Here is a 21,066-nt window from a genome sequence, read left to right on the forward strand (position 1 = left end):
ATACTCGAATTCAGGCGGCGCACTTGGAATTCGGCGGCGCGGGCGGAGCCGTGTTCACCCCGTTGGCCACATCGACGATGTAATCGCTCGCCCACGGCTCGGTGTTCGCGAGCAATCGTTCGACCACACAACCGGATTCGAAGAAGACCGGGCTGAGGCCGTGATCTCCCGGCACCACCGCACCGCCCAGATCACGGCCGGACAGCACGGTGTACATCGAGACCGGCTTCCCGGCGGCCATGAGCGCGGCCCGCATCTCCAGTCCGGAGGTGTACGGCACCAGTGGATCCGCGGTGCCGTGCAACAGGATTGCCCGGCGCACCCCGATCCGGCCCGCCAGCAACGACGGTGAGCGCGCCGCGTAGGCGGCCGGACAGGTCAGCGGTCCGCAGCCGCCCGCATCGCGCTCGATCTCCGGCCGCAGACTCGGACCCGCGAGCGGGGCCTGCGCCCAGGAGATGAAATCGCTTGCCTGGCCGAAGGTGTCGACCCAGTAGTCGTAGGTGCCCGGCGGCGCGTAGGCGGCGGCGAGACCGCTGGTCAATCCGCCCTGGCTCCAGCCCCACAGCACGGTGCGGCCGATGCCCGGATGTTCACCGCGATACCACTGGGTGGCGGCAACGATGTCCTGCCAGCCCGCCCATACATTCCATTCCCCGGTGCGCCAGCGGCCGTCGGCCGAGCGCTGATCCATGGTCAGCAGCGCGGCCCCGGTGTGCTGTGCGATCGAGGCCATGTACTCGGGAAAGTCGGCGGCGCTGCCCGCGTGCCCGTGCACCGCGACGATCAGATCCCGGATCTCGCCGTCGGGTTCGTAGACGCGCCCGGTGGCCCGCTCGCCCTCCACGGTGAGTGTCACATCGCGCACGCGCACCGGGGTTTCCGCGGCGGCCTCCGGTATCGCGGCCACCGTGGCGACCAGTATCGCGAGCACCACTCCGCCGACCGTCCACCGCCGCCTTCGACCACCCATCGCGGAATCATCGCACGTCACGGGCGGCGAGCCGGGCAGGCCGCGGCCGGTGTCCGAACACCAGGGCCGAGATCGCTCGAATGTCGTACCCGGCGGCTAGGATTCGCCCATGCGTTCGATGAGTGTGGCGGAGCGAAGGGCTCGGGTCGGGGTGCGGCATCGGCTGGCCGCGGCCGAGCGCGCCGAGGATGTGAACGACATCGTGCGCTCACTGGTGGTGCTGCACGCCACCGATCCGGCGACGGTGTTCCTGTCGATCGCCGCGCGCAGCCGGGGTCTGGAGCCCGGCCACGTGGAAAAGGCGCTGTACGAGGATCGGACACTGCTGCGCATGCTGGCCATGCGGCGCACCATGTTCGTCGCACCGCTGGAATTGGTTCCGGCGCTCCAGGGTTCGTGCGCGGACGCGCTCGCGCATAAGCAGCGCAAGACCTATGGGCGGCTCATCGATCAGGCCGGGGTGGTCGAGGGCGATATCTCCGACTGGCTCGCCGAGGTGGAGGCCGAAACCCATCAGGCGCTGTTGACGGCCGGTGCCGCCACCGGCGCGCAATTGAGCAAACTGGTGCCGCGCCTGCGCACCCAGATCGACGCGGCCCCGGGCAAGTCGTATTCCAAGCCGACCAGCATCACCACCTGGATTCTGGTGGTGCTCGGCGCGGAGGGCCGCATCGTGCGCGGGCGGCCGAACGGCAGCTGGAGCAGCAGCCAATACACCTGGGCTCCCGTCGAATCCTGGCTGCCCGCGGGCATTCCGGCGCTGTCGGCCGAGGAGGCTCGCACCGAGTTGGTGCGAAAGTGGCTGTACGCCTTCGGTCCCGCACCGGAGAGCGATATCAAATGGTGGACGGGCTGGACACTCGGCGAGGTCCGCAAAACCCTCGCGCAGATCGATACGGCCGAAGTCGACCTGGACGGCGTCACCGGCCTGGTCCTGGCCGACGACCTGGACCCGGTCCCCACCCCCGATCCCTGGGTCGCCCTGCTCCCCGCGCTGGACCCCACCCCCATGGGCTGGCAGGCCCGCGAGTGGTACCTCGGCGCACACGGCCCGGCCCTGTTCGACCGCAATGGCAATGTCGGCCCGACCATCTGGTCCGACGGCCGCATCGTCGGCGGCTGGGCGCAGCGCCCGGACGGCGAAATAGTCTGGCGCCTACTGGAAGACATCGGCACCGAGGCCGAATCCCGCATCGAGGCCGAGGCCGCCCGCATGGCCACCTGGTACGGCGACGTGCGCCCCATCCCCCGCTTCCGCACCCCCTTGGAACGCGAACTCACCACCTGAGTGGGCGAACCTCCCCGAATCCCGCACGGCCGGAATCGTTCTCGCGGCGTGGGCAATCAGCGGATGCTGGGCGTTCGCACAGGAATTTCCTAGGCAGCGCCAGGTCATCGACTGTTAGGGTCTGTTTGTACATCCGCACAGTCCGGGCATCGACACGGGGGTCTACGAGTCCGGGGAGATCATTTCGGAGTGTGTCATGACTTTCCTGCATCGCGTCGAAGCCCAGCCGATCTCGATTCCCCGGTTGCCGGAGCACACCGCACAGTGGCGGGAGCAGCTGCTCGCGCAGCGAAACGAGTTGCGCGACGGCCCTTTCCGGGACGCGATCGTGGCGGTGTGCGCCCTGATCACCGCGGCGGACGGCGGTATCGATCCCGATCATCGCGCCCGGGTGGCGCACCTGCTCGGCGCCGATCCCGCGCTGCGCCACTTTCCGGCGGATGAGCTGCGAAATCTCTTCGAGGACAACTGCTCCCGGATGAGTATGGATCCGGCGTTCGGCCGTGCCCACGTACTGGCGCAGATCGCCGAATGCACCGGCGATCCGGAGCAGGCGCGCGCGGTGATCCGATTGGGCATCATGATCGCCGCCGCCGATCGCGGGCTCGATGCCCACGAGGTTGCCGCTGTCCGGGAGGCTTGTCAGGTGCTGCACCTGGAAACACCGGAATTCGGCGTGTAAAGACTGCTGGATACGCCTTTACATCGCTCGGTAAATAACGCACCCTTGGTGAGTTTGGATTCCGAGCGAGGAGTGCACGCTGCATGGCGATCCAAGGTTTTCTGAATATTTTCTTCGATACCGTTCACCCGAATAGGGGCTGGCGGTACTGCATGATGTGCGAGGGCAAGGGCGATTACGGCCTGGTCAACGACTCGGTGCAGTGGTGTTCGGTATGCGGCGGAACCGGCTGGCTAGCCGACGCGCCGCAATACCGCCGCTGAACCCGCAGCGAAATTCCCAGTTAAATTCCGGAATTTCGGACTTTTCGGGAAAAGCGGAATTACATATCCAAACCCAGGTCCAAAACTCGGACCGAGTGGGTTAATGCGCCGACCGACAGATAATCGACACCGGTGCCCGCGTATTCCGCCGCGACATCCAGGGACAGGCCGCCCGAGGATTCCAGCTTGGTCCGCGGCGAGCGGTTGTTGCGGCGTTGCACCGCGGCCTGGGTAGCCCAGAGCGGGAAGTTGTCCAGCAGCACCAGCTGGACATCTTCGCCGAGGATGGCATCGAGCTGGTCGAGGCTGTCCACCTCGATCTCGCACTCGATGTCCGGGTTCACCTCGCGCACCGCGCGCAGCGCCGCGACCACCGAACCGGCCGCCACCACGTGGTTGTCCTTGATGAGCGCGGCATCGCCCAGACCCATGCGGTGATTCACGCCGCCGCCGGTGCGCACCGCGTACTTCTGCAAAGCCCGCAAACCGGGCAGAGTCTTGCGGCTGTCCCGGATTCGGCAGTCGGTGCCCGCGACCGCGTCCACCCACGCGGAGGTCGCCGTGGCGATTCCGGACAGATGGCACACCAGATTGAGCATGGTGCGCTCGGCGGTGAGCAGTCCGCGCGTCGGCGCGACCAAGCTCAGCACGGCGTCACCGGGCTGCACCCGGGTGCCGTCGGCGACGCGGGCGGTGACCTCGTACTCGCCCGCGCCGATCACCTCGTCCAGCACCAACAGCCCGACATCGAGTCCGGCGATGGTGCCGGGCTGACGCGAGGCCATGGTCGCCTTGGCCACCGCGTCGGCGGGAACCGTTGCGGCCGTGGTGATATCGGGGCCGTAGCGCAGGTCCTCCTCCAGAGCCCGGCGAATGAGCGCGATCACCTCATCGCGATCCAGTCCGGCGTCGAGAGTCATTGCGGCACTCCTTCTTCAGTGCGTGAAGCGTCGTGATGCCAGGTCGGCACCATTTCCGAGCCATCGGTGATCAACTGGGGGCGGCCGTCGGAGCCGAGCCGCACCGCGGTACTGCGGTGCAGTTCCTCGCGCGGTTCCGGATAGTCCGAACGGGTATGGCAGCCACGGCTTTCGGTGCGCGCGGAGGCGGTCAGCAGGAACGCCCGCGCGGTCAGGGTGAGCGCGGAGTCCTCGAGATCGCGGATCACCGCGGCCGGATCGTCGGCGCGCACGTCATCGCTGTCATCGGCTTCGCCGCCGGTGATCAGGCCGACCAGCCGCAGCACCGCACCGCGCAGGCCATCGCCGTCGCGGACGACCCCGGCGTGCTCGGTCATCAACTCCTGCAATAGTTTGCGATCCGCGCGCGGCAGCGCGGCCACCCCGGCGAACCGCTGTTCGGCGGGAATGAGCTCGGCCCGGCCGCGCCGTTCCGCGGCCGCGACGCCGACGCGCCCGCCGACCACCAGCCCCTCGAGCAGACTGTTGGAGGCCAGCCGATTCGCGCCGTGCAGTCCGGTGCGCGCGACCTCACCAGCCGCGTACAGCCCGGGAACCGTTGTGCGCCCGTGGGTATCGGTCACCACGCCACCGCACTGGTAGTGCGCGGCGGGTGCGACCGGAATGAGATCGACGCGCGGATCGATACCGGCCGCCGCACAGGACGCGGTGATCGTCGGGAATCGCTCGGGGAACCCCTCGATGGCGCGCGCGTCGAGATAGACGTGATCGGTGCCGAGTTCGCGCATGCGTGCCGCGATGGCCCGGGACACCACATCGCGCGGTGCGAGATCACCGCGCGGATGCACCCCGGCGGTCACCGAATTCCCCCGCGAATCCACCAGAATCGCGCCTTCGCCGCGTACCGCCTCGCTGATCAGCGGCCGCCGCCCCACCCCGCCGGGGGTGAACAGCACGGTGGGATGGAATTGCAGGAATTCCAGATCCGCCACCACCGCCCCGGCGCGCAAGGCCAGCGCGATACCGTCGGCGGTCGCGCCGGGCGGATTGGTGCTGCACGCGTAGAGCTGTCCCAAACCGCCGGTGGCCAGCAGTACCGCGGGTGCGTGCACGATGCCGAAACCCTTGTCCGACACCGCGATCACACCGCGCACCCCGTCGGGTCCGGTCACGATCTCGACCACGGCGGCCCCGAACAGCACCGGCAGTCCGGCCGCGTTCAGCGCGCGCTGCACCTCGGCCCCGGTGGCGTCGCCACCGGCGTGAATGATGCGCCGCGTGCTGTGCCCGCCCTCGCGGGTGCGTGCGACCTCGCCATCGCGGCCGTGATCGAATACCGCGCCGAGATCGGTGAGCGCGGTGACGGCCTCGACGCCGCCCTCGACGATCGAGCGCACCGCCTCGGCATCGCACAGTCCGGCCCCGGCCACCACGGTGTCGTGCACATGCGAGGCGACCGAATCCCCGTGCGGCGCGACCACGGCGATACCGCCCTGGGCGTACTGCGTGGAGGTATCGGTGGCCCCGCCCTTGCTGAGCGTGAGGACGCGCAATCCGCGCAGTGAGGCGGTGCGCGCCGCGGTCAAACCCGCGACGCCGCCGCCCACCACGATCAGATCCGCTTCGGCCTCCCACGTGAGGGAAATACTCACGGTTTCACCCTTTCCGGCGAACGACCGAGCTCGTACTATTCCCCGCCGCCCGGATTGCCGATCTCGATCATGCGCTGCACCGAATTACGCGCCAGGGCAGCGGTTTCCAGGTCCACGTGCACCTCGTCGCGGTTCTCCACCAGGCAGCGCAGCAGCGCGGCGGGGGTGATCATCTTCATGTACTGGCAGGAGGCGCGGTCGTTGACCGGCTGGAAGTCGATGCCCGGGGCGGCTTTTCGCAACTGGTGCAGCATGCCGACCTCGGTAGCCACCAGTACCTGGTTGGACTTGGCCGCCTTGGCGGCGTCGATCATGCCGCCGGTGGACAGGATGTGCACCCGGTCGGCCGGGAACTCGCCCGCACCCGCCAGGTAGAGAGCCGAAGTGGCGCAACCGCATTCGGGGTGCACGAACAGCTCCGCGTCCGGGTGGCTCTTGGCCTGCGCGTTGAGCTCATCGCCGTTGATGCCGGCGTGCACGTGGCATTCGCCCATCCAGATGTGCATGTTCTCGCGGCCGGTGATGCGCTTGACGTGCGCGCCCAGGAACTGGTCCGGCAGGAAAAGCACCTCGCGGTCCGGGTCGATGGAGGCGACCACGTCGACGGCATTGGAGGAGGTGCAGCAGATATCGGTGAGCGCCTTCACCGCGGCGGTGGTGTTCACGTACGAGACCACGACGGCGTCGGGGTGCTCGGCCTTCCACTCGCGCAGATCATCGGCGGTAATGGAATCCGCGAGCGAACATCCGGCGCGCTGATCCGGGATCAGCACGGTCTTCTCCGGGCTGAGGATCTTGGCGGTCTCGGCCATGAAGTGCACGCCGCAGAACACGATGGTGCCCTCGGGGGCCTCGGCGGCGATCCGGGAGAGCGCGAGCGAATCGCCCACATGATCGGCGATGTCCTGGATCTCGGGCAGCTGATAGTTGTGCGCGAGGATCGTCGCATTGCGCTCACGCGCCAGCCGCTTGATCTCCGACGCCCATTCCGGGGTGGCGTTGACGCCGGTGAATCCCGCGGGCCCATCCACAATGCGCTCGGTGAGCGCCAACGTCGCACCTAGTGCAGCCATCTCCTGGCTCCTTCTCTCATGCGGCCGGCCACTTCGCCGATTCGCATACAACCGGTTTTCGACTTAGGATCGAAAACGTGCCCCATCGTAGCACCATCCACGAAACGCTCACCGCGGTGTTCCAGGTTCGTCGCTTCCCGGACACCAACACCGCAGGTGAGAGCAATTCCACCCCCGTCGGAGACCGTTGCCCGCCCGGACAGCACACCGAACTCGCGGTGTTGCTGTGGGAACGCGCCCTGGACCCGGCGATCGGCACCTGGTCAACCCCCGGTGGACGGCTACGCGATGGCGAGGATCTGAACACCTCGGCCGCGCGCCAGCTCGCCGAGAAGGTGGATGTGCGCGAATTGACGCATCTGGAACAGCTTTCGGTCTTCAGCGATCCGGATCGCGTCCCCGGCGACCGCCGCATCGCCTCGGCGTACCTCGGGCTGGTGCCATTGACCGCGGATCCACAGCTACCCCCGGACACCCGCTGGCATCCGGTCTCGGCGCTGCCGGATATGTCCTTCGACCACGGCATCGTGGTGGAGCACGCCCGCACCCGGCTGGCGGCGAAACTGTCCTACACCAATATCGCCTTCGCCCTCGCGCCCGAGCGTTTCACCATGTCGACACTGCGCGAAATCTATTGCGCCGCACTCGGATATGACGTGGACACCACCAACCTGCAACGGGTACTGACCCGTCGCGGCGTCATCACCCCGACCGGCGCGACCGCCTCCCCCGGCCGTGCGGGCGGCCGCCCGGCGGCGCTCTACCGTTTCGCCGACTCCGAAATCCGGGTCACCGACGAATTCGCGGCCTTCCGGCCACCGAGCTGATTCACCGCACCGAGCTAATTCACCGCGGGGCCGGCCGAATGGGCGAGCGCGTCGTACACCCACCGATGCGCCCGCCCGACGGTGATACGCGGTCCGAGCAGCCGTTCGGTCAGCGCCCAGTACCGATCGATACGCCGATCGGTATCGGGGCCATCGAGCAGCAGCCGCGCGCGGAAACGCGGGGAATCCCGCTCACCGCGCGCGGTGGCGTGCGCACCGACGAATCGATCGAGCTCGATGCCGCCGCGCGGTGCCACCCCGCTCGAAACCAGCGGCACCACATCGGTCATCACCGCACCCACCGCGGCATACAGCTCCGGCCCATCGCGGACCGTTTCCGGCCGCGTCCGCCAGAGTTGTTGTCGCACCGCGCCGTGCAGACCGGAGTCGGTGATGAGCGCGGCCAGTTCGGCGTAGGCGACGACCTGGTCCACGGTCGGATCGGCGGGTGGTTCCGGGACATTCCAGCCGATGAAGGTATCGACCTCGGCCCGGGGTATGGGCGCGAGCACGCCGCGCCAGAACCGCACCAGATGCTCATGCGCCGCAGCGGAATCCGATATCGCGGCCAGCAATACGAGCCGCTCGGCCCGCCGCTCCGGGACAACCGCGCCCACCGCTCGCAGCGCCGCCCGCCGCCAGGCCAGGGCCCTGAATTCGCTGTCCAGCCGCGCGGTTTCGGCGGCGACGGCCTCGTCGATCGACCATTTCCCGTGCAGCACATCGGTAATCGACTCCAGCCCGAGCCCGAGCGCACGCAACCGCCGCACCAGCAGCAGGCGTTCGACAGCGGTCTCGGCATCGAACATCCGATGTCCGCCCGCGCTGCGCCGCGATTCCAGAATGCCCTCATCGCAATAGAACCGGATCGTCCGCACGGCAATCCCGGTGGCGCGCGCCAACTCTCCGATACTGACGGGTGCGCCACCCCATGTGTCATCCATCACAACCGCTTGAACCTCCACCCCACTGGAGCTCCTAGCGTAATCGCATGGCTATCACGCAAGCGGAAATCGTCGCCGGTATCGCGGAAATCATCGAGGAGGTCACCGGGATCGAGGCATCGGAGGTGACCATCGAGAAATCCTTCTCCGAGGATCTCGAGATCGACTCACTGTCCCTGGTGGAGATCGCGGTGCAGCTCGAGGACAAGTACGACGTCAAGATTCCCGATGAGGATCTGGCGAGCCTGCGCACCCTCGGCGACGCGGTCGCCTATGTACAGCGGATGGAATCGACAATGCAGGAGAGCCAGGCGAAGTGAGGTAACCCAGGCGCTCACTGCGCGCGCTGTGCGGCCAGACCGTCGCGCAGCAGATCGAAGGCCACGTTCGTCGCGTGCACCGCCGCCGGATAGCGGTGGTCGGCGGACTCGCCGTCGACGAGGTGATCGTGATTCATGGAGGCGAGTTCGGTATGGATCACGGCCACCTGGGCCGCGACCAGGCGTGCGGTCAGCGGATCGAAACCGTTCTCGCGCAAGGCTTCCGCGAGGGTGTTCACCGCACGGGACAGATAGCTCGTCAGCCTGGCCGCCAAAGACTCGGTACCCCTGACCAATTGGAGAAAGGCCATGATCTCCGGGGTGTCGTTCAATCCGGTGTTCGGATCGCGACGGCTCAGCGCTTCCAATCGCGCCTCCCGCAGGGTATCCAGCGGAGGATGGCCGGGCCGGGCCCGGATCTGCCTGGCCGCCTCGTCCTCATGATCGGCGAACCGTTGCAGGACAAGGTCTTCCTTGGTCGGAAAGTACGCGAAGAGCGTGCGCCGGGAGACCTCCGCCGCCTGCGCGATATCGGTGATGGAGACGCGATCGAAGCCCGATTCCAGGAACATGCGGATCGCCGTGGCGGCGATCGTCTCGCGCAGGCGCAGTTTCTTGCGTTCGCGGATGCCCATCGATTCGGTCATGCGATGACCATACCGCCAAAAGTAGACCGAGTGTATTCTTGCACCAAGTCTACTTTTGGAGATCATCGTGCAGACCGAAGTGATCGTCGTCGGCGCCGGGCCGACCGGATTGATGCTGGCCAATGAACTGACCCTGGCCGGGGTTCAGGTCGTGGTGCTGGAGAAAGAGCGCACGCGCAGTTCGCAATCGCGCGCGGGTGGGCTGCAACCACGCACCGCGGAGGTGCTCGACCTGCGCGGATTCCTCGATCCGCTACTCGAACAGGCACTGGATCGCGGCAAATTCGGCGGGCACTTCGCCGGACTACCGGTCGAATTGGATTGTCGGCCCTGGCAAACTCGGCATCCATACCCGGTCGCGATCCCGCAGGGGCGATTGGAAGCGTTCCTCGAACAGCGGCTCGTCGAGCGCGGGGTGCCGGTACTGCGCGGACACGCGGTCGCCGCGATCGAACAGGATGCGGACGGCGTGACGGCCGGGGAGATTCGCGGCGGCTATCTCGTCGCCTGCGATGGCGGGCACAGCGCGGTGCGCAAAATGCTGGGCGTCCCTTTTCCCGGCATCCCGGGTCGCATGGCATCGGTGGTCGCGGACCTCACCCTGGCGTCCCGGTCCGAGGCCGTCCCGCGCGTGTCCGAACATTTCAGTCGATATCCCAAGTCCGCCAACGGATTCTTCACCGTGCTGCATCCGATCGAAGGCGAACGGTACCGATTGATCTTCGGCAGGTTCGCCGCCGAGCGCCCTGATCGTGAGCTGCCCATCACGACAGAGGAGGTCCAGGAGGCACTGACCGCGGTGTACGGACCCGAGACGACCCTGGGCGAATTGCTTGCCGCATCCCGATTCAGCGATGCCACCCGGCAGGTCGAGAACTATCGCGAAGGCCGGGTGCTCTTCGCCGGGGACGCGGCGCATATTCACCTGCCGATCGGCGGCCAGGGCGTGAACCTCGGCATTCAGGACGCGGTCAATCTCGGCTGGAAACTCGCTGCGGCGGTACGTGGTTGGGCACCCGAGGGCTTGCTCGACAGCTATCACGCCGAGCGCCATCCGGTCGCCGCGCGCGTATTGCGCACCACCCGAGCCCAGAGCCTGATCATGAATCCGAGCCGGGACGCGGATCTGGCCACGGTTCGCGACCTCTTCACCGATCTGCTCCGGCTACCGGACACCAATTACTTTGTCTCGGGCATGATGTCGGGCCTGGACATCGAGTACCCGGGGGTCGGACCGCGCATGATCGATCTGGATCTGACCACCGCGGACGGCCCGACGCGGGTGAGCCGACTGCTGCATTCGGGCCGCGGCCTGCTGCTCTGCCTCGATGACGCGCCCAGATCCATCGACCACTGGGCCGATCGGGTGAATCAGGTTGTGGCCAAGGCGGATCGGGACGCCGGCACCGTGCTGATTCGGCCAGACGGCCATATCGCCTGGACCTCAGGCGATATGCAACCACTGGACACCGCGCTGACCCGCTGGTTCGGCTGAGCCGATCACCACGCGCGATCGCGATGCTTCGAGGTGCGCTTGTATTTACGCCCACTCGGAATCGGTTGTGCGGCATTGGATTGCCGAATGGCATGGCGCTGACGCCAGGCGGTGAGATCCGGTCGTTCCGCCTGGGCTTCGGGAGCCTCGGGGGCACGATCGGCGTGCGAAGCGGCTTTCATGGCCGGTCCCCCTGCGGTGTCGTGAGTTCGGCACCAGGGTAGGGGGATTCGGCCGCACGCTCCAGTGATTTTCAGCGGGGGCGGTCGGTCTCCGACGAATCGAAGGGGACCACGGGGTCGCGGGGGCCGTAACCGGGACCGCCATTGCCACCGGGTCCGCCGTACGGGCCGTAGCTGATGGCGGAACCGTACTGCGCGGGAGCGAATACCGACGGTTCCCTCGGCTTGCCGCCGAACGGCAGGAATTGGCCGCTGCCCAGATCATCGGAGGTGCTCAGCGCCGTCAGGATGAGCACGACCAGCACCGCGATCAACGGCTGCACCAGCAGTGCGGGCCAGCCCTCGACGGTCGGGGCGAATTCGACGATGCTGTGCACCGCCGGATGCGCGGGGCGGGTGTGGCGTTGTTCGGCGACGGCCTCACCGACCCAGCGCATGAGCGAGGAGCCCAGTGCCGAACCGGCCAGCAGGCCCAGCAGCATGACCGGGCCGCGAGCGCGCCGCCAGCGCCAGGCGGCGGCGGTGCCCAGTACCGCGACGACGAATCCGAAGAGTACGAACATGGCGACCGCGTCGAAGCGGTGCGTGCTCTCCCCCGTCAGCGCCGCGCCCCGGTCCGGATCGACCACCAGGAGTTGTTCGGCGGGTGCGACGAAACCCCACAGCACGCCGCCGAGCGCGCTCACCGCGGCGATGGCCGCGAACACCACCGCTGCCGCGCGCGCCTCGCGCATCAGGGTGTCGATACGCATGGAGGGCTGCTCGGCAGCGGTGAATGTGGTTGCCACTAGCGGTTTTCCAGGGTGCTGGAATCGAGTACGCCGTGCCGGGAGCATTTGGCCCACCAGCCGTCCGGACTCACCTGCACGATCATGCGGCGGCCGCAGGACTCGCAGAACCGCGGCGGTTCCAGGCCCATGGCGGCGGCGGTCGGTACGGGATCGTCCAGACCCGGCACCACTCGCTTGCCCGTGAACGGGTTGTAGCGCTCCTCTATATCCACGACCACCTCAGTGCACCTCAGCCTCAGTGAAGTTCCGGTACCGCTCACGGTACCGGTTTCCCATAACCCGTTTATCTCAGAGGGTTTCGTTGAGCGCCTTGATCGGCATGGAGAGCTCGCCGAGCAGATCGATATCGGCTTCGGCGGGTCGGCCCAGCGTGGTCAGGTAGTTGCCGACGATGACGGCGTTGATGCCGCCCAGGATGCCCTGCTTGGCGCCGAGGTCGCCGAGGGTGATCTCGCGACCGCCCGCGAAGCGCAGGATGGTGCGCGGCAGCGCGAGCCGGAACGCGGCCACCGCGCGCAGCGCGTCGGCGGCGGGCAGCACCTCGAGGTCGCCGAAGGGGGTGCCGGGGCGCGGGTTGAGGAAGTTCAGCGGCACCTCGTCGGGCTGCAATTCGGCCAGCTGCGAAGCGAATTCGGCGCGCTGCTCCAGGGTTTCGCCCATACCGAGGATGCCGCCGGAGCACACCTCCATACCGGCCTCGCGCACCATGCGCAGGGTGTCGTAGCGCTCCTCGTAGGAGTGCGTGGTGACCACGTTCGGGAAGTGCGACTTCGCGGTCTCGAGGTTGTGGTTGTAGCGGTGCACGCCCATGGCGGCGAGCTGATCGACCTGCTCCTGGTTCAGCATGCCGAGCGAGCAGGCGACCTGGATGTCGACCTCGTTGCGGATGGCCTCGACGCCCGCGGCGACCTGCGCCATGAGCCGGGCATCCGGACCGCGTACCGCTGCCACGATGCAGAATTCGGTCGCGCCGGTCTTGGCGGTCTGCTTGGCGGCCTCGACCAGGCTGGGGATATCGAGCCAGGCGGCGCGCACGGGCGACTGGAAAAGCCCGGACTGCGAACAGAAGTGGCAGTCCTCGGGGCAGCCGCCGGTCTTGAGCGAGATGATGCCCTCGACCTCGACCTCGGGACCGCACCACTTCATGCGCACGTCGTGCGCGAGGGCGAGGGTCTCCTCGAGACGGTCGTCACCGAGCCGCAGCACCTGCACGGTCTGTTCCTGGGTGAGTCCGATGCCGCGCTCGAGCACCTGCTCGCGGGCGATGGTCAGAATGTCCTCACCTGCCGTGCTGTCGGCTTCGGTGCGGACGGCTGCCTGGGTCATGCGCGCGAATCCCTTCGTCCGGCCGGGTGTGGCCGAGCAACTTGAACGGTGTTCAGGGTAGGCTAGCAGTCCGGAGAGTGAGCCGGAACACGAAGGGGTCGGATTTCAGTGCAACTGCACCGCACGGACGTGGTCGACGGAGCCATCGCCATTCTCGACCAGTACGGGCTCGCCGATCTGACCATGCGCCGGCTCGCGGGTTCCCTGCACGTCCAGCCCGGCGCGCTCTACTGGCACTTCCCCAATAAGCAGGCCCTGCTCGGCGCGGTCGCGGACCGCATCCTGGCTCCCATGGACGAACCGGTCGAAACCACCGAATGGACCGGCCAGATCACCGAATTGGCGCACCGCCTGCGCTCCTGCCTGCTCGCCTACCGCGACGGCGCCGAATTGGTCTCGGCCACATACGCTTCCCGCCTCACCACCAGCAAGGGCCGGGAACGCCTGGCGGGCGCGGCAATCCGCGCGGGCATGACCCGCGAGGAAGCCGAACTGGCCGCCTACACCCTGCTCTACTACGTCCTCGGCCAAACCGTGGACGAACAATCCCGCATCCAAATGGACTCCGCCGGAGCACTTCCCGAGGAAAGCTCCCCCCTCTACGACAGCCCCGACGCCACCTCCCGCTTCGATTTCGGCCTGCAACTGTTCATCAGCGGCGTCCGCCACCTCCTCGGCACCCGCGTGCGCTGAATCAGTAGAACAATTAGTTCGAATAGGCACACTCTGCTAATTCGGGGCACATCCGGCGAGTCGCCGCATTGTTCGGCGATTCTTCCGGTGTCGCATTAGTCTTGCGCAATCATGCTGACACCTACGCCGAATGATCCACTCCCCCAGCGTATCCGAGCGGTCGTCTTCGACTGGAGAGGCACGCTCGTCTCAGAACTCGACGCATGCGGTTGGGTCCGCGAAGCACTACGACTCACAAACCGCGATCATGATGATCATGCCGTCGACACGATACTGAAAGCCATTCACGCACCCGAATTACTCCGCAGACTCCAGTCACCACAGGGCAACACCAGCGCACAGCGCCACCGTGAGACCTACTACGGCGTTTTCACCGATGCCGGGCTGGAAAAAGATGTGGCGGACGCATTGTGGGACATCGACTCGAGTACGAAATACAACCATTTCGCCGCGGACGCGGCGGACACCATCCACATGGCTATCGAGAATGGTTGCAAGATAGGCGTTCTCAGCAACATTCATTTCGATATCCGTCCGGTCTTCGACGCTGCCCGGCTACTGGAACCGATCGACGCGTTCATCCTTTCCAACGAGGTCGGTGTGCAGAAGCCGGATCCCGCGATCTTCCGGTTGATGCTCGATGCACTCGGTACCGACGCCGCCGCCACCCTGATGGTCGGAGACCGGCCCTCGCGTGATGGCGCGGCCGCGGCGGTCGGCATGCCCACCCGGATCGTTCCGCCCTTGACCGACCCCGCGATCCGCCAGCTCCACATCGTCGAGGAAGCGATACTCGCCGGTCACGCACCGGCCGCCCGGACCGCCTGATCCCTCAGGCCAGCCGCATCGCGCGCTCGATCGCGCCGAGTCCGGCGTCGATCGCGGTCGGCTGGCCCCGTCGGCACAACTCGCCGACCAGATCCCGGGCGGTCGGATGGTTGTAGACATACTGCGGGGCCAGCCGAGCCGCCCGCTGCAGCTGGTGCACCGCCGCACCGTCCTGTTTGAGTAGCCCACAGGCGCGGGCGATTTCGATGCGATGCCGGGTATGCCGTTCCTTCGAGGCGAGTCGCGCCAGATCGATCGAGGCATGCCGCCGCAGCGCGATATCGGGTTGATCGAGCGCGACGGCGATCTCCGCGGCATGGATATCGCAGTTCGTACGTCCGAAAACGGTCTGAAAGTCATTGCGGTCCACGCCGAGCCGGGCCGCGGCCACTTCCGCCTCGGCCAGATACGCCCACGCGCCGGACGCGTCGTGGCGGCGCGCGGATGCCACCGCGCAGCGCAGATGCAGCGCTCCCCACAGCGAAAGCACCTGCGGTGCGGGCGAAGTCATGGCGGCGCGGAGATCGTTCAGAGCGGCCTCGGCGACCGTCAGCACCTCGGCGCTGGCCTCGGTATGCAACAGCACCCCGCAGCGATCCCAGGCCGAGCAGGCGCGCATGAGCGGATCACCGAGCCGGGCCGCGGCGGTCGCGCCGTTCTCGACGGCCGTCCAGGCCAGATCGTGGTATCCGAGCTGGTTCAGCACGGTGCGGGCGACATGCGATGTCTCCACGATCAACCCGTCGACCAGATCCCGTTCCGCGCCATTCACCGTGAGTGCGGCGGTATTCAGCGATTCGGCCAAGTCCGGGAGCTGCCGCATCACCTCCGGCAGATTCGCGGCCTGACGACGCCTGGTGATGCGGTCGACCTCGGCTCGCAGATCCGGGAGCAACTGCGGCGGTGCCGCCGGGCGTAGACCGGGCTGTCCGGCGAGGCCGAGACCGGTGCGGCGCAACGCTGTTCGCAATGCCGGGATGGCGCTGTGCTCGGTCTCCTGGCCGAAGTCCAGGTGCTGTCCGAGCAGCCAGCCGATATCGATCTCGAGCACGGTGGCGAGCCGATCGATCACCGAATACCTGTCGAGTTCGATGCGGCCGGCCTCGACTCCTCGCAGCCAGGATTCCGAACGCTGCACGAGACCGGCGAGGGTGGCTTGACTCATCCTGCGGGCCCGCCGAGATCGTCGTATTCGCGAGCCGATGGTCAATGCGGCATTGGTACTGGTGGCCACACTCCGAGTCTATGGGGTCGATCCGGAAAAACCGCTAATAAATTGACGGTCGACAGATTCTTCGCCGGACCGTCAGATATCTGACGAAACTTCGACCGAATAGTTGCCATTCTATTCGCGGCCGGGAATCCGGCGAATCGATCTTGCGCATGGGATGGAACCTTCACAATGACAGATTTCAATGAATCACCGGACAGCGGAAATGATCATCGAGCGGATACCGAATCGTCGGCGCGCCCGCTGATGGTGCTCTCGATCGGCGCCGGACTGGCCACCATCACCGGACTGCTCACCGATTGGAACACGGCGTCGATGGTGTTTCTCGCCATCCTCACGCTCTACGACAATGAGCGCCCGAGATCATGAAAAGGTTCATTCCAGGCCCATTCCATTTTTGATTCCGACCAGTCCGGCATCAAATGCGGAACGTCGCGCCCGGCGCAGCAGATTCTCGACCAAACCGCGTGCGAGGGGATGACCGTAGACATACTGCGGTGCGTCGCCGGCCGCTATGCGCAGGGTCATGACCGCACTCGCATCGTCGCCGATTTGCCCGTACGCGCGCGCCACATCGATGCGGTGCCGGGAATGGCGCTCCTTACTCGGCACCGAGGTGAGATCGAAATCGGCACTGCGCCGTAGCGCCACCTCCGGCCGATCGAGTTCCACCGCGATCTCGACGGCGTGAATCGCCACATTGCCGGGACCGAATACGGTCTGAAAATCGTTGCGCTGGCCACCGAGCCGGGTCGCCGCCCGGTCGGCCTCGCCCAGATACGCCCAGGCCGACGCCGCGTCATCGCCGCGTGCCGCCGCCACGGCGCACCGCAGATTGAGCGCCCCGAACAGCGAAAGCGCCTGCGGGTCAGGCGAACTCAGCTCGGGTCGCAGATCGTCCAGCGCCGCCTCGGCCAGCACGCGAACCTGCCGCAGCGCCCCGCTGTGCAGCAGCGCACCGCATCGGTCCCAGGCCGCGACCGCGAGCATGAGCGGATCACCCAGCCGAGCGGCGGCCGCGGCGGCGTTGCCGGCGGCGGTCCAGGCCAGATCGTGGAAACCGAGCTTGTTCAACGCCATTCGCGCGACCTGACTGGTTTCGATGATCAGCCGATAGATCCCATCCAGCTCAGCGGTGTCCGCGGCATCGAGCGCCCCGGTGTTCAAATCCTCCACCAGCCGCGGCAGTTCGAACATGACCGCGCGCAGGCTCGCCGCCTGTCTGTCTCGCACTACGCGAAAGACGTTGGCGCGCAGTGTGTCAATGGGCACCGGTTCGGCAGCCGCGGATATTCGGCGCTGCCCCGACAGCATCAGATCGGTGCGGCACAGCGCGGTACGCAGCGCGGGAACCGCACCGTATCCCGCATCCCGCGCCGGTTCCGCGGATCGATAGGGCTGGCCCAGCAACCACGGAATATCGGTGCCGAGCAGGTCGGCCAGCCTGTCGATCGACGAATACCGCTCCGGGGTGAGCCGATCGGCTTCCACCTCACGCACCCACGACTCCGGCCAATCGCCCAGCGCGCCGAGGTCCGCGACGCTCAATTCCCTCGACAGCCGAGCGCGCCGGACCCTGGCACCGAAGCTGTCGCCGATCGCATTGCTCGGCATACGCTGATTGTGCGGTTCCGGCGCGACTCACGTCGGCCATTCGCGAACTTGATCTCCCGAATGACCGATCAGCGGATGACGTCGAAGACGTTTTTCTGCAGGCCGTTCGAGTAGGACTCGCTTTCGACCAGCTTCAGCTTCTGGGTGTCCTTGTCGGTGGTGGAGAACAGGCGCTTGCCGGCGCCGAGGAGGAGGGGGAAGACCAGGAGGTGGTAGCGGTCGATGAGGTTCGCGTCGGACAGGGACTGGTTCAGGGAGGCGCTGCCGTGCACGATGATGGGGCCGCCCTCGGTTTCCTTGAGCTTCGCGACGTCGTCGAGGGAGCGCAGGATGGTGGTGTCGCCCCAATTGGTCACCAGGTCATCGTCTTTCAGGGTGGTGGAGACGACGTACTTGGGCATCTTCTTGTAGTCGCCGAACTCTTCCATATCCGGCCATACCGGGCTGAATGCCTGGTAGCTGACCCGGCCCAGCAGCATGGCGGCGGCCTCGGTCTGTTCGCGGCCCTTGATCTCGAAGGCATCGGGAACGAAGTCGATGCCCTTGAAGGTCCAGCCGGAATTGCGGTAGCCGGGCTCGCCGCCCGGGCCTTCCACGACGCCGTCGAGGGAGATGAACGCGGTGCTGATCAGAGTGCGCATGTGCTTGTCCTTCTGCGTGTTTCGGATATGTCGGTAGATCTCAGCCCAGCAGGGTGTTGAGCCACTGCTGCCAGGCGGCTTGTGCCCCATCGGTTTTCGGTCCGAAGAGGTGGTGGAACATGAGGGTCAGGCCGGTCGGGCCCTGATGGAAGCTGTAGAGGGCGTCGGCGGTGCGAACCTCGAAACGCTGGTCATCGGCCCACACCACTTCGCCGTCCAGCGGCGGGAGTCCGGCGATCTCGGCGTGTGCCCGCGCGCCGTTGGTGATCGGCGTCGGCAGGGCCAGCGCCGCGGTGAGCGCGGCCCGAACCTGTTGTGCCGATTCACCATTCGCGACGCCGAACACCGGTACGCCGATGCGGCCCGGGAAGTGCGTGAGGTATTCACTCAGCGTGTGCAGGTGGAACGGCCAGCCGCTGCGCAGCGCGTCGTATTCGTCCTGCCAGTCGTCACCGAGCATGCCGCTGTGCACGACCCGCAGCACGGTGCTGCCGCCTTCGCGACCCTCGAGCAGATATTCGAAGGCCATGAATTTGCCGTCGGCATCGGGTTCGGTGCGGGTGGCAAGGCGTTTGCCCGGATCGTAGGCGATGACGGTCGATTCCTCGCGATGCCCGCCGGTGTCCATGGCGGCGATACCGCCCACGCGCGGTTCGACCTCATTGGCTCCCATGAACCAGGAGTCGATGCCCGGACCGGTGGCGATCGCCTCCCACACCTGTTCCGGGCTCGCGGCGAGAGTCGTCTCCAGTTCGATTTCGAACGGCTGCGGCATTGGTCAGTTCTCCTGTCCTGCTTCGGTTTCGGTCTCCGGCTTCGGCGCGGGCACGGATAGCGCGTCGGGGATCTGATGCAGTCCGACGATCACCCGGTGACGACGCCCGCCCGCGGCCGATTCATCGTGATAGCGGCTCACCAGCCCGGCCACGGTCTGCGCGAGTTCATCGGCGAAGGCGGCGCGGTCGGCGGCGGAAGCGAAACGCACTTCCGCGTCGATACCGAACGAGGCGATCCGGCGCTGCGCCCGCGCGGCTCCGGTGAGCAGCGCGCCCACCTCCTGCACCAGCCGCGAGCCGAGCGCCAGCAACCAACGGGCCGACAGCTGATCGGGCGAACGAGCCGGATCCGGACTGATCGCGCCCAGCGCACTCGGCGAGATCACATATGACGCCGCGATGGCGCGATAGACCCGTTCGGTGACATTGCCCTTGCGCCGTTCGGTATCGAGCTCGACCAGACCGTGCTTCTCCAACTCCTTGAGGTGGTAGTTGATCTTCTGCCGGGGCAGCCCGAGCCGCCCGGCCAGCATGGCCGCCGAACCGGGTTCGGCCAGCGCGGCCAGGATCCGGGACCGAATCGGGTCCAGGGATGCCTCCGCCACGGCGGGTTCTTCGATCACGGCTACGTCGAGCATGCGCCCAGTCTGCTACCGACAAATATTTTTGTCAAGACAAGAATAATCGTCGGTAAGTGTCATCTGGGCGGGGCCGCGACCGCTACCGGCTGCTGGCGCAATAGCCGGATGAACGGCACCGCCTGCTGTTCGATGACCGCGTTGTACTCGCGCGGCCGCTGAATCGGATTGGCGTGCGCGGTATTGCGAGTGGTGATCACCAGCAGCGTCCCGTTGACACCGCCGACCTGATCGATGAGCACGCGATGCGAGTAGTCGACATCGACGATCGGATCGTGATAACCGTCATGCGGGCGAATGAAAACGATTGCGGGGCGCGGTTTTCCGGCGGCGGGTTTGGCCAGGGCGCGCAGATCGTCGATCGCGCCGCCCGCGACGATCGCCTTGAACTGCGCCTCGATCAGGCCATTGCTGGCGATATCGCTGTTCAGGATCTTGTCGTGCAGCACCTGCAGCACCGCCTCGCGCAAGCGTTCCGGGCGGAAGCCGTAGCGGCCACCGCCCATGAATCGCTCATGGCGGGCATACATTTCGACGGTGAAGCGCAACAGGCGGCTTTCCCGCGCGCCGGGAATCCAGCCGGTCCAGCGCAGCATCTCCTCGCCTTGATCACGGCTTTCGGGGCGCACGGCGTGCAGATCGACGGGGGTGCAGTCCAGCATGACCGCGAGCACCCGGCGATCGCTCCCGGTGTGCAAGTGGCTGGCGATCTCGAGCGCGATGACCCCGCCCATGCTGTGGCCGACCAGCACCACGTTCGGTGCGCGGGCGGCCGCGGTGACCTTCACGATCAGATCGGCGATGACCTTGGTGTCGATACCGGTGTTGTCATAGCGCACCGCCCACACCGAGCCGAGCTTGCTCAGTGACGGCAGCGCCTGCGCGGTATCGGTGGCATCGAGCACACCGAGACCGACGAGATCGAAGACGGCGGTATCGGCCGCGCGCGGATCCGATGGTCCGGCGATGGGCATGACGGCGGGTTCGGTGCGCGCCAGCCGGGCGCGCTCGGGCATGACATCCCAGGCCAGATACTGGGCGAACAGGCCGATCAGCACGAGCGGAATCAGGCTGCCGCGCAGCAGGATCAGCCGGGTGCGCCGCCAATCGATCCAGTCGTGTCCGAGGCGGGTTTCACGCAGGCGGGCCTGCCGCCGTCGATCGTCGTACTCGACGGCAGTGGACGGACGTGGATAGCCCGGCAGCGCCATACCAATCCACCATAGGCACCGAACCCGGCATCGCGCAGCCGTCCGTTACGC

25 protein-coding genes are annotated in these 21,066 nt (G+C 66.8%); 9 read left to right on the plus strand and 16 right to left on the minus strand.

The window, feature by feature from the left end; all coding sequences use genetic code 11:
• Positions 1-10: 10 nt before the first annotated feature.
• Positions 11-973, minus strand: coding sequence for an alpha/beta hydrolase family protein (locus tag ACFVUS_RS39425; protein ID WP_387779104.1), 963 nt, complete (start codon positions 971-973; stop codon positions 11-13).
• A gap of 109 nt (positions 974-1,082) precedes the next feature.
• Here ACFVUS_RS39425 and ACFVUS_RS39430 point away from each other — a divergent pair, with 109 nt between their 5' ends.
• The 3 genes from ACFVUS_RS39430 to ACFVUS_RS39440 all read left to right on the plus strand — a co-directional run bounded on the left by ACFVUS_RS39430 (position 1,083) and on the right by ACFVUS_RS39440 (position 3,206).
• Entirely contained in the window at positions 1,083-2,261 is a 1,179-nt protein-coding gene (locus tag ACFVUS_RS39430; protein WP_387779107.1) for a winged helix DNA-binding domain-containing protein, read from the plus strand.
• A gap of 196 nt (positions 2,262-2,457) precedes the next feature.
• Positions 2,458-2,943, plus strand: a complete 486-nt coding sequence (locus ACFVUS_RS39435; protein WP_387779110.1) for a tellurite resistance TerB family protein — start codon at positions 2,458-2,460, stop codon at positions 2,941-2,943.
• An 83-nt stretch (positions 2,944-3,026) separates the two neighbouring features.
• Positions 3,027-3,206, plus strand: coding sequence for a hypothetical protein (locus ACFVUS_RS39440; RefSeq protein ID WP_364643394.1), 180 nt, complete (start codon positions 3,027-3,029; stop codon positions 3,204-3,206).
• Positions 3,207-3,265: 59 nt separating this feature from the next.
• Here the strand turns inward: ACFVUS_RS39440 and nadC are convergent, their stop codons facing one another.
• The 3 genes from nadC to nadA are packed head-to-tail and all read right to left on the minus strand — an operon-like array spanning position 3,266 to position 6,851.
• Positions 3,266-4,126, minus strand: a complete 861-nt coding sequence (gene nadC / locus ACFVUS_RS39445) for a carboxylating nicotinate-nucleotide diphosphorylase (RefSeq protein WP_387779113.1) — start codon at positions 4,124-4,126, stop codon at positions 3,266-3,268.
• A complete protein-coding gene (locus tag ACFVUS_RS39450; protein ID WP_387779116.1) occupies positions 4,123-5,778 on the minus strand; it encodes an L-aspartate oxidase in 1,656 nt (551 codons plus the stop codon). Before ACFVUS_RS39450 ends, nadC begins: the two co-directional genes overlap by 4 nt.
• A gap of 35 nt (positions 5,779-5,813) precedes the next feature.
• Positions 5,814-6,851, minus strand: coding sequence for a quinolinate synthase NadA (gene nadA / locus ACFVUS_RS39455; protein WP_387779118.1), 1,038 nt, complete (start codon positions 6,849-6,851; stop codon positions 5,814-5,816).
• 77 nt (positions 6,852-6,928) lie between these two features.
• Between nadA and ACFVUS_RS39460 the strand changes: the two genes are divergently transcribed.
• Positions 6,929-7,678 carry an NUDIX domain-containing protein gene (locus ACFVUS_RS39460; RefSeq protein ID WP_387779121.1) on the plus strand — a complete coding sequence of 250 codons (750 nt, stop codon included), beginning with the start codon at positions 6,929-6,931 and terminating at the stop codon, positions 7,676-7,678.
• A gap of 14 nt (positions 7,679-7,692) precedes the next feature.
• Here ACFVUS_RS39460 and ACFVUS_RS39465 read toward each other — a convergent pair whose 3' ends face one another.
• On the minus strand, positions 7,693-8,622 hold the full coding sequence (locus ACFVUS_RS39465; protein WP_387779124.1) for a MerR family transcriptional regulator: 930 nt from the start codon (positions 8,620-8,622) through the stop codon (positions 7,693-7,695).
• A gap of 47 nt (positions 8,623-8,669) precedes the next feature.
• Here ACFVUS_RS39465 and acpM point away from each other — a divergent pair, with 47 nt between their 5' ends.
• Entirely contained in the window at positions 8,670-8,942 is a 273-nt protein-coding gene (acpM, locus tag ACFVUS_RS39470) for a meromycolate extension acyl carrier protein AcpM (protein ID WP_387779127.1), read from the plus strand.
• Between the two features lie 14 nt (positions 8,943-8,956).
• On the opposite strand, the gene ACFVUS_RS39475 is transcribed toward acpM, so the two are convergent.
• Positions 8,957-9,589 (minus strand): TetR/AcrR family transcriptional regulator, encoded by a 633-nt coding sequence (locus ACFVUS_RS39475; RefSeq protein WP_387779130.1) that lies wholly within the window; start codon positions 9,587-9,589, stop codon positions 8,957-8,959.
• A 67-nt stretch (positions 9,590-9,656) separates the two neighbouring features.
• Here ACFVUS_RS39475 and ACFVUS_RS39480 point away from each other — a divergent pair, with 67 nt between their 5' ends.
• The gene (locus ACFVUS_RS39480; protein ID WP_387779133.1) at positions 9,657-11,084 is read left to right on the plus strand and encodes an FAD-dependent monooxygenase; all 1,428 of its coding nucleotides are present in this window, start codon (positions 9,657-9,659) and stop codon (positions 11,082-11,084) included.
• Positions 11,085-11,089: 5 nt separating this feature from the next.
• On the opposite strand, the gene ACFVUS_RS39485 is transcribed toward ACFVUS_RS39480, so the two are convergent.
• From ACFVUS_RS39485 to bioB, 4 genes are all read right to left on the minus strand, one after another.
• Complete coding sequence (locus ACFVUS_RS39485; protein ID WP_387779136.1) at positions 11,090-11,266, minus strand: hypothetical protein; 177 nt, start codon at positions 11,264-11,266, stop codon at positions 11,090-11,092.
• Positions 11,267-11,337: 71 nt separating this feature from the next.
• Positions 11,338-12,054, minus strand: coding sequence for a DUF2567 domain-containing protein (locus ACFVUS_RS39490; protein WP_387779139.1), 717 nt, complete (start codon positions 12,052-12,054; stop codon positions 11,338-11,340).
• A complete protein-coding gene (locus tag ACFVUS_RS39495; RefSeq protein WP_364644195.1) occupies positions 12,054-12,269 on the minus strand; it encodes a hypothetical protein in 216 nt (71 codons plus the stop codon). The genes ACFVUS_RS39490 and ACFVUS_RS39495 overlap by 1 nt, the downstream gene beginning before the upstream one ends.
• 76 nt (positions 12,270-12,345) lie before the next feature.
• Positions 12,346-13,383, minus strand: coding sequence for a biotin synthase BioB (gene bioB / locus ACFVUS_RS39500; protein ID WP_387779142.1), 1,038 nt, complete (start codon positions 13,381-13,383; stop codon positions 12,346-12,348).
• A gap of 108 nt (positions 13,384-13,491) precedes the next feature.
• Between bioB and ACFVUS_RS39505 the strand changes: the two genes are divergently transcribed.
• A complete protein-coding gene (locus ACFVUS_RS39505; RefSeq protein ID WP_387779145.1) occupies positions 13,492-14,076 on the plus strand; it encodes a TetR/AcrR family transcriptional regulator C-terminal domain-containing protein in 585 nt (194 codons plus the stop codon).
• A 111-nt stretch (positions 14,077-14,187) separates the two neighbouring features.
• The gene (locus ACFVUS_RS39510; protein ID WP_387779148.1) at positions 14,188-14,904 is read left to right on the plus strand and encodes an HAD family hydrolase; all 717 of its coding nucleotides are present in this window, start codon (positions 14,188-14,190) and stop codon (positions 14,902-14,904) included.
• 4 nt (positions 14,905-14,908) lie between these two features.
• Here the strand turns inward: ACFVUS_RS39510 and ACFVUS_RS39515 are convergent, their stop codons facing one another.
• On the minus strand, positions 14,909-16,138 hold the full coding sequence (locus ACFVUS_RS39515) for a helix-turn-helix domain-containing protein (protein ID WP_387779151.1): 1,230 nt from the start codon (positions 16,136-16,138) through the stop codon (positions 14,909-14,911).
• 168 nt (positions 16,139-16,306) lie between these two features.
• Between ACFVUS_RS39515 and ACFVUS_RS39520 the strand changes: the two genes are divergently transcribed.
• Positions 16,307-16,504, plus strand: coding sequence for a hypothetical protein (locus ACFVUS_RS39520; RefSeq protein ID WP_387779154.1), 198 nt, complete (start codon positions 16,307-16,309; stop codon positions 16,502-16,504).
• Between the two features lie 6 nt (positions 16,505-16,510).
• On the opposite strand, the gene ACFVUS_RS39525 is transcribed toward ACFVUS_RS39520, so the two are convergent.
• The 5 genes from ACFVUS_RS39525 to ACFVUS_RS39545 form a co-directional block, all read right to left on the minus strand.
• The gene (locus ACFVUS_RS39525; RefSeq protein WP_387779157.1) at positions 16,511-17,749 is read right to left on the minus strand and encodes a multiprotein-bridging factor 1 family protein; all 1,239 of its coding nucleotides are present in this window, start codon (positions 17,747-17,749) and stop codon (positions 16,511-16,513) included.
• A 68-nt stretch (positions 17,750-17,817) separates the two neighbouring features.
• Positions 17,818-18,390, minus strand: a complete 573-nt coding sequence (locus ACFVUS_RS39530) for a dihydrofolate reductase family protein (RefSeq protein WP_387779160.1) — start codon at positions 18,388-18,390, stop codon at positions 17,818-17,820.
• Positions 18,391-18,430: 40 nt separating this feature from the next.
• Complete coding sequence (locus ACFVUS_RS39535) at positions 18,431-19,165, minus strand: SRPBCC domain-containing protein (protein WP_387779163.1); 735 nt, start codon at positions 19,163-19,165, stop codon at positions 18,431-18,433.
• A gap of 3 nt (positions 19,166-19,168) precedes the next feature.
• Entirely contained in the window at positions 19,169-19,804 is a 636-nt protein-coding gene (locus ACFVUS_RS39540; protein WP_387779166.1) for an ArsR/SmtB family transcription factor, read from the minus strand.
• Between the two features lie 59 nt (positions 19,805-19,863).
• The gene (locus ACFVUS_RS39545; protein ID WP_387779169.1) at positions 19,864-21,015 is read right to left on the minus strand and encodes a lipase family alpha/beta hydrolase; all 1,152 of its coding nucleotides are present in this window, start codon (positions 21,013-21,015) and stop codon (positions 19,864-19,866) included.
• Between the last annotated feature and the right edge of the window lie 51 nt (positions 21,016-21,066).

It is taken from the genome of Nocardia sp. NPDC058058 (assembly GCF_042885355.1).
Classification (GTDB): domain Bacteria; phylum Actinomycetota; class Actinomycetes; order Mycobacteriales; family Mycobacteriaceae; genus Nocardia.

Bases quoted from the DNA above. Each gene is read 5' to 3' on its own strand.
- nadC (WP_387779113.1), bottom strand. From the start codon at position 4,126: ATGACTCTCGACGCCGGACTGGATCGCGATGAGGTGATCGCGCTCATT.
- ACFVUS_RS39440 (WP_364643394.1), top strand. From the start codon at position 3,027: ATGGCGATCCAAGGTTTTCTGAATATTTTCTTCGATACCGTTCACCCG.
- ACFVUS_RS39425 (WP_387779104.1), bottom strand. From the start codon at position 973: ATGGGTGGTCGAAGGCGGCGGTGGACGGTCGGCGGAGTGGTGCTCGCG.
- ACFVUS_RS39435 (WP_387779110.1), top strand. From the start codon at position 2,458: ATGACTTTCCTGCATCGCGTCGAAGCCCAGCCGATCTCGATTCCCCGG.
- nadA (WP_387779118.1), bottom strand. From the start codon at position 6,851: ATGGCTGCACTAGGTGCGACGTTGGCGCTCACCGAGCGCATTGTGGAT.
- ACFVUS_RS39545 (WP_387779169.1), bottom strand. From the start codon at position 21,015: ATGGCGCTGCCGGGCTATCCACGTCCGTCCACTGCCGTCGAGTACGAC.
- ACFVUS_RS39510 (WP_387779148.1), top strand. From the start codon at position 14,188: ATGCTGACACCTACGCCGAATGATCCACTCCCCCAGCGTATCCGAGCG.
- ACFVUS_RS39475 (WP_387779130.1), bottom strand. From the start codon at position 9,589: ATGACCGAATCGATGGGCATCCGCGAACGCAAGAAACTGCGCCTGCGC.
- ACFVUS_RS39540 (WP_387779166.1), bottom strand. From the start codon at position 19,804: ATGCTCGACGTAGCCGTGATCGAAGAACCCGCCGTGGCGGAGGCATCC.
- ACFVUS_RS39465 (WP_387779124.1), bottom strand. From the start codon at position 8,622: ATGGATGACACATGGGGTGGCGCACCCGTCAGTATCGGAGAGTTGGCG.
- ACFVUS_RS39530 (WP_387779160.1), bottom strand. From the start codon at position 18,390: ATGCGCACTCTGATCAGCACCGCGTTCATCTCCCTCGACGGCGTCGTG.
- acpM (WP_387779127.1), top strand. From the start codon at position 8,670: ATGGCTATCACGCAAGCGGAAATCGTCGCCGGTATCGCGGAAATCATC.
- bioB (WP_387779142.1), bottom strand. From the start codon at position 13,383: ATGACCCAGGCAGCCGTCCGCACCGAAGCCGACAGCACGGCAGGTGAG.
- ACFVUS_RS39525 (WP_387779157.1), bottom strand. From the start codon at position 17,749: ATGCCGAGCAATGCGATCGGCGACAGCTTCGGTGCCAGGGTCCGGCGC.
- ACFVUS_RS39520 (WP_387779154.1), top strand. From the start codon at position 16,307: ATGACAGATTTCAATGAATCACCGGACAGCGGAAATGATCATCGAGCG.
- ACFVUS_RS39535 (WP_387779163.1), bottom strand. From the start codon at position 19,165: ATGCCGCAGCCGTTCGAAATCGAACTGGAGACGACTCTCGCCGCGAGC.
- ACFVUS_RS39430 (WP_387779107.1), top strand. From the start codon at position 1,083: ATGCGTTCGATGAGTGTGGCGGAGCGAAGGGCTCGGGTCGGGGTGCGG.
- ACFVUS_RS39485 (WP_387779136.1), bottom strand. From the start codon at position 11,266: ATGAAAGCCGCTTCGCACGCCGATCGTGCCCCCGAGGCTCCCGAAGCC.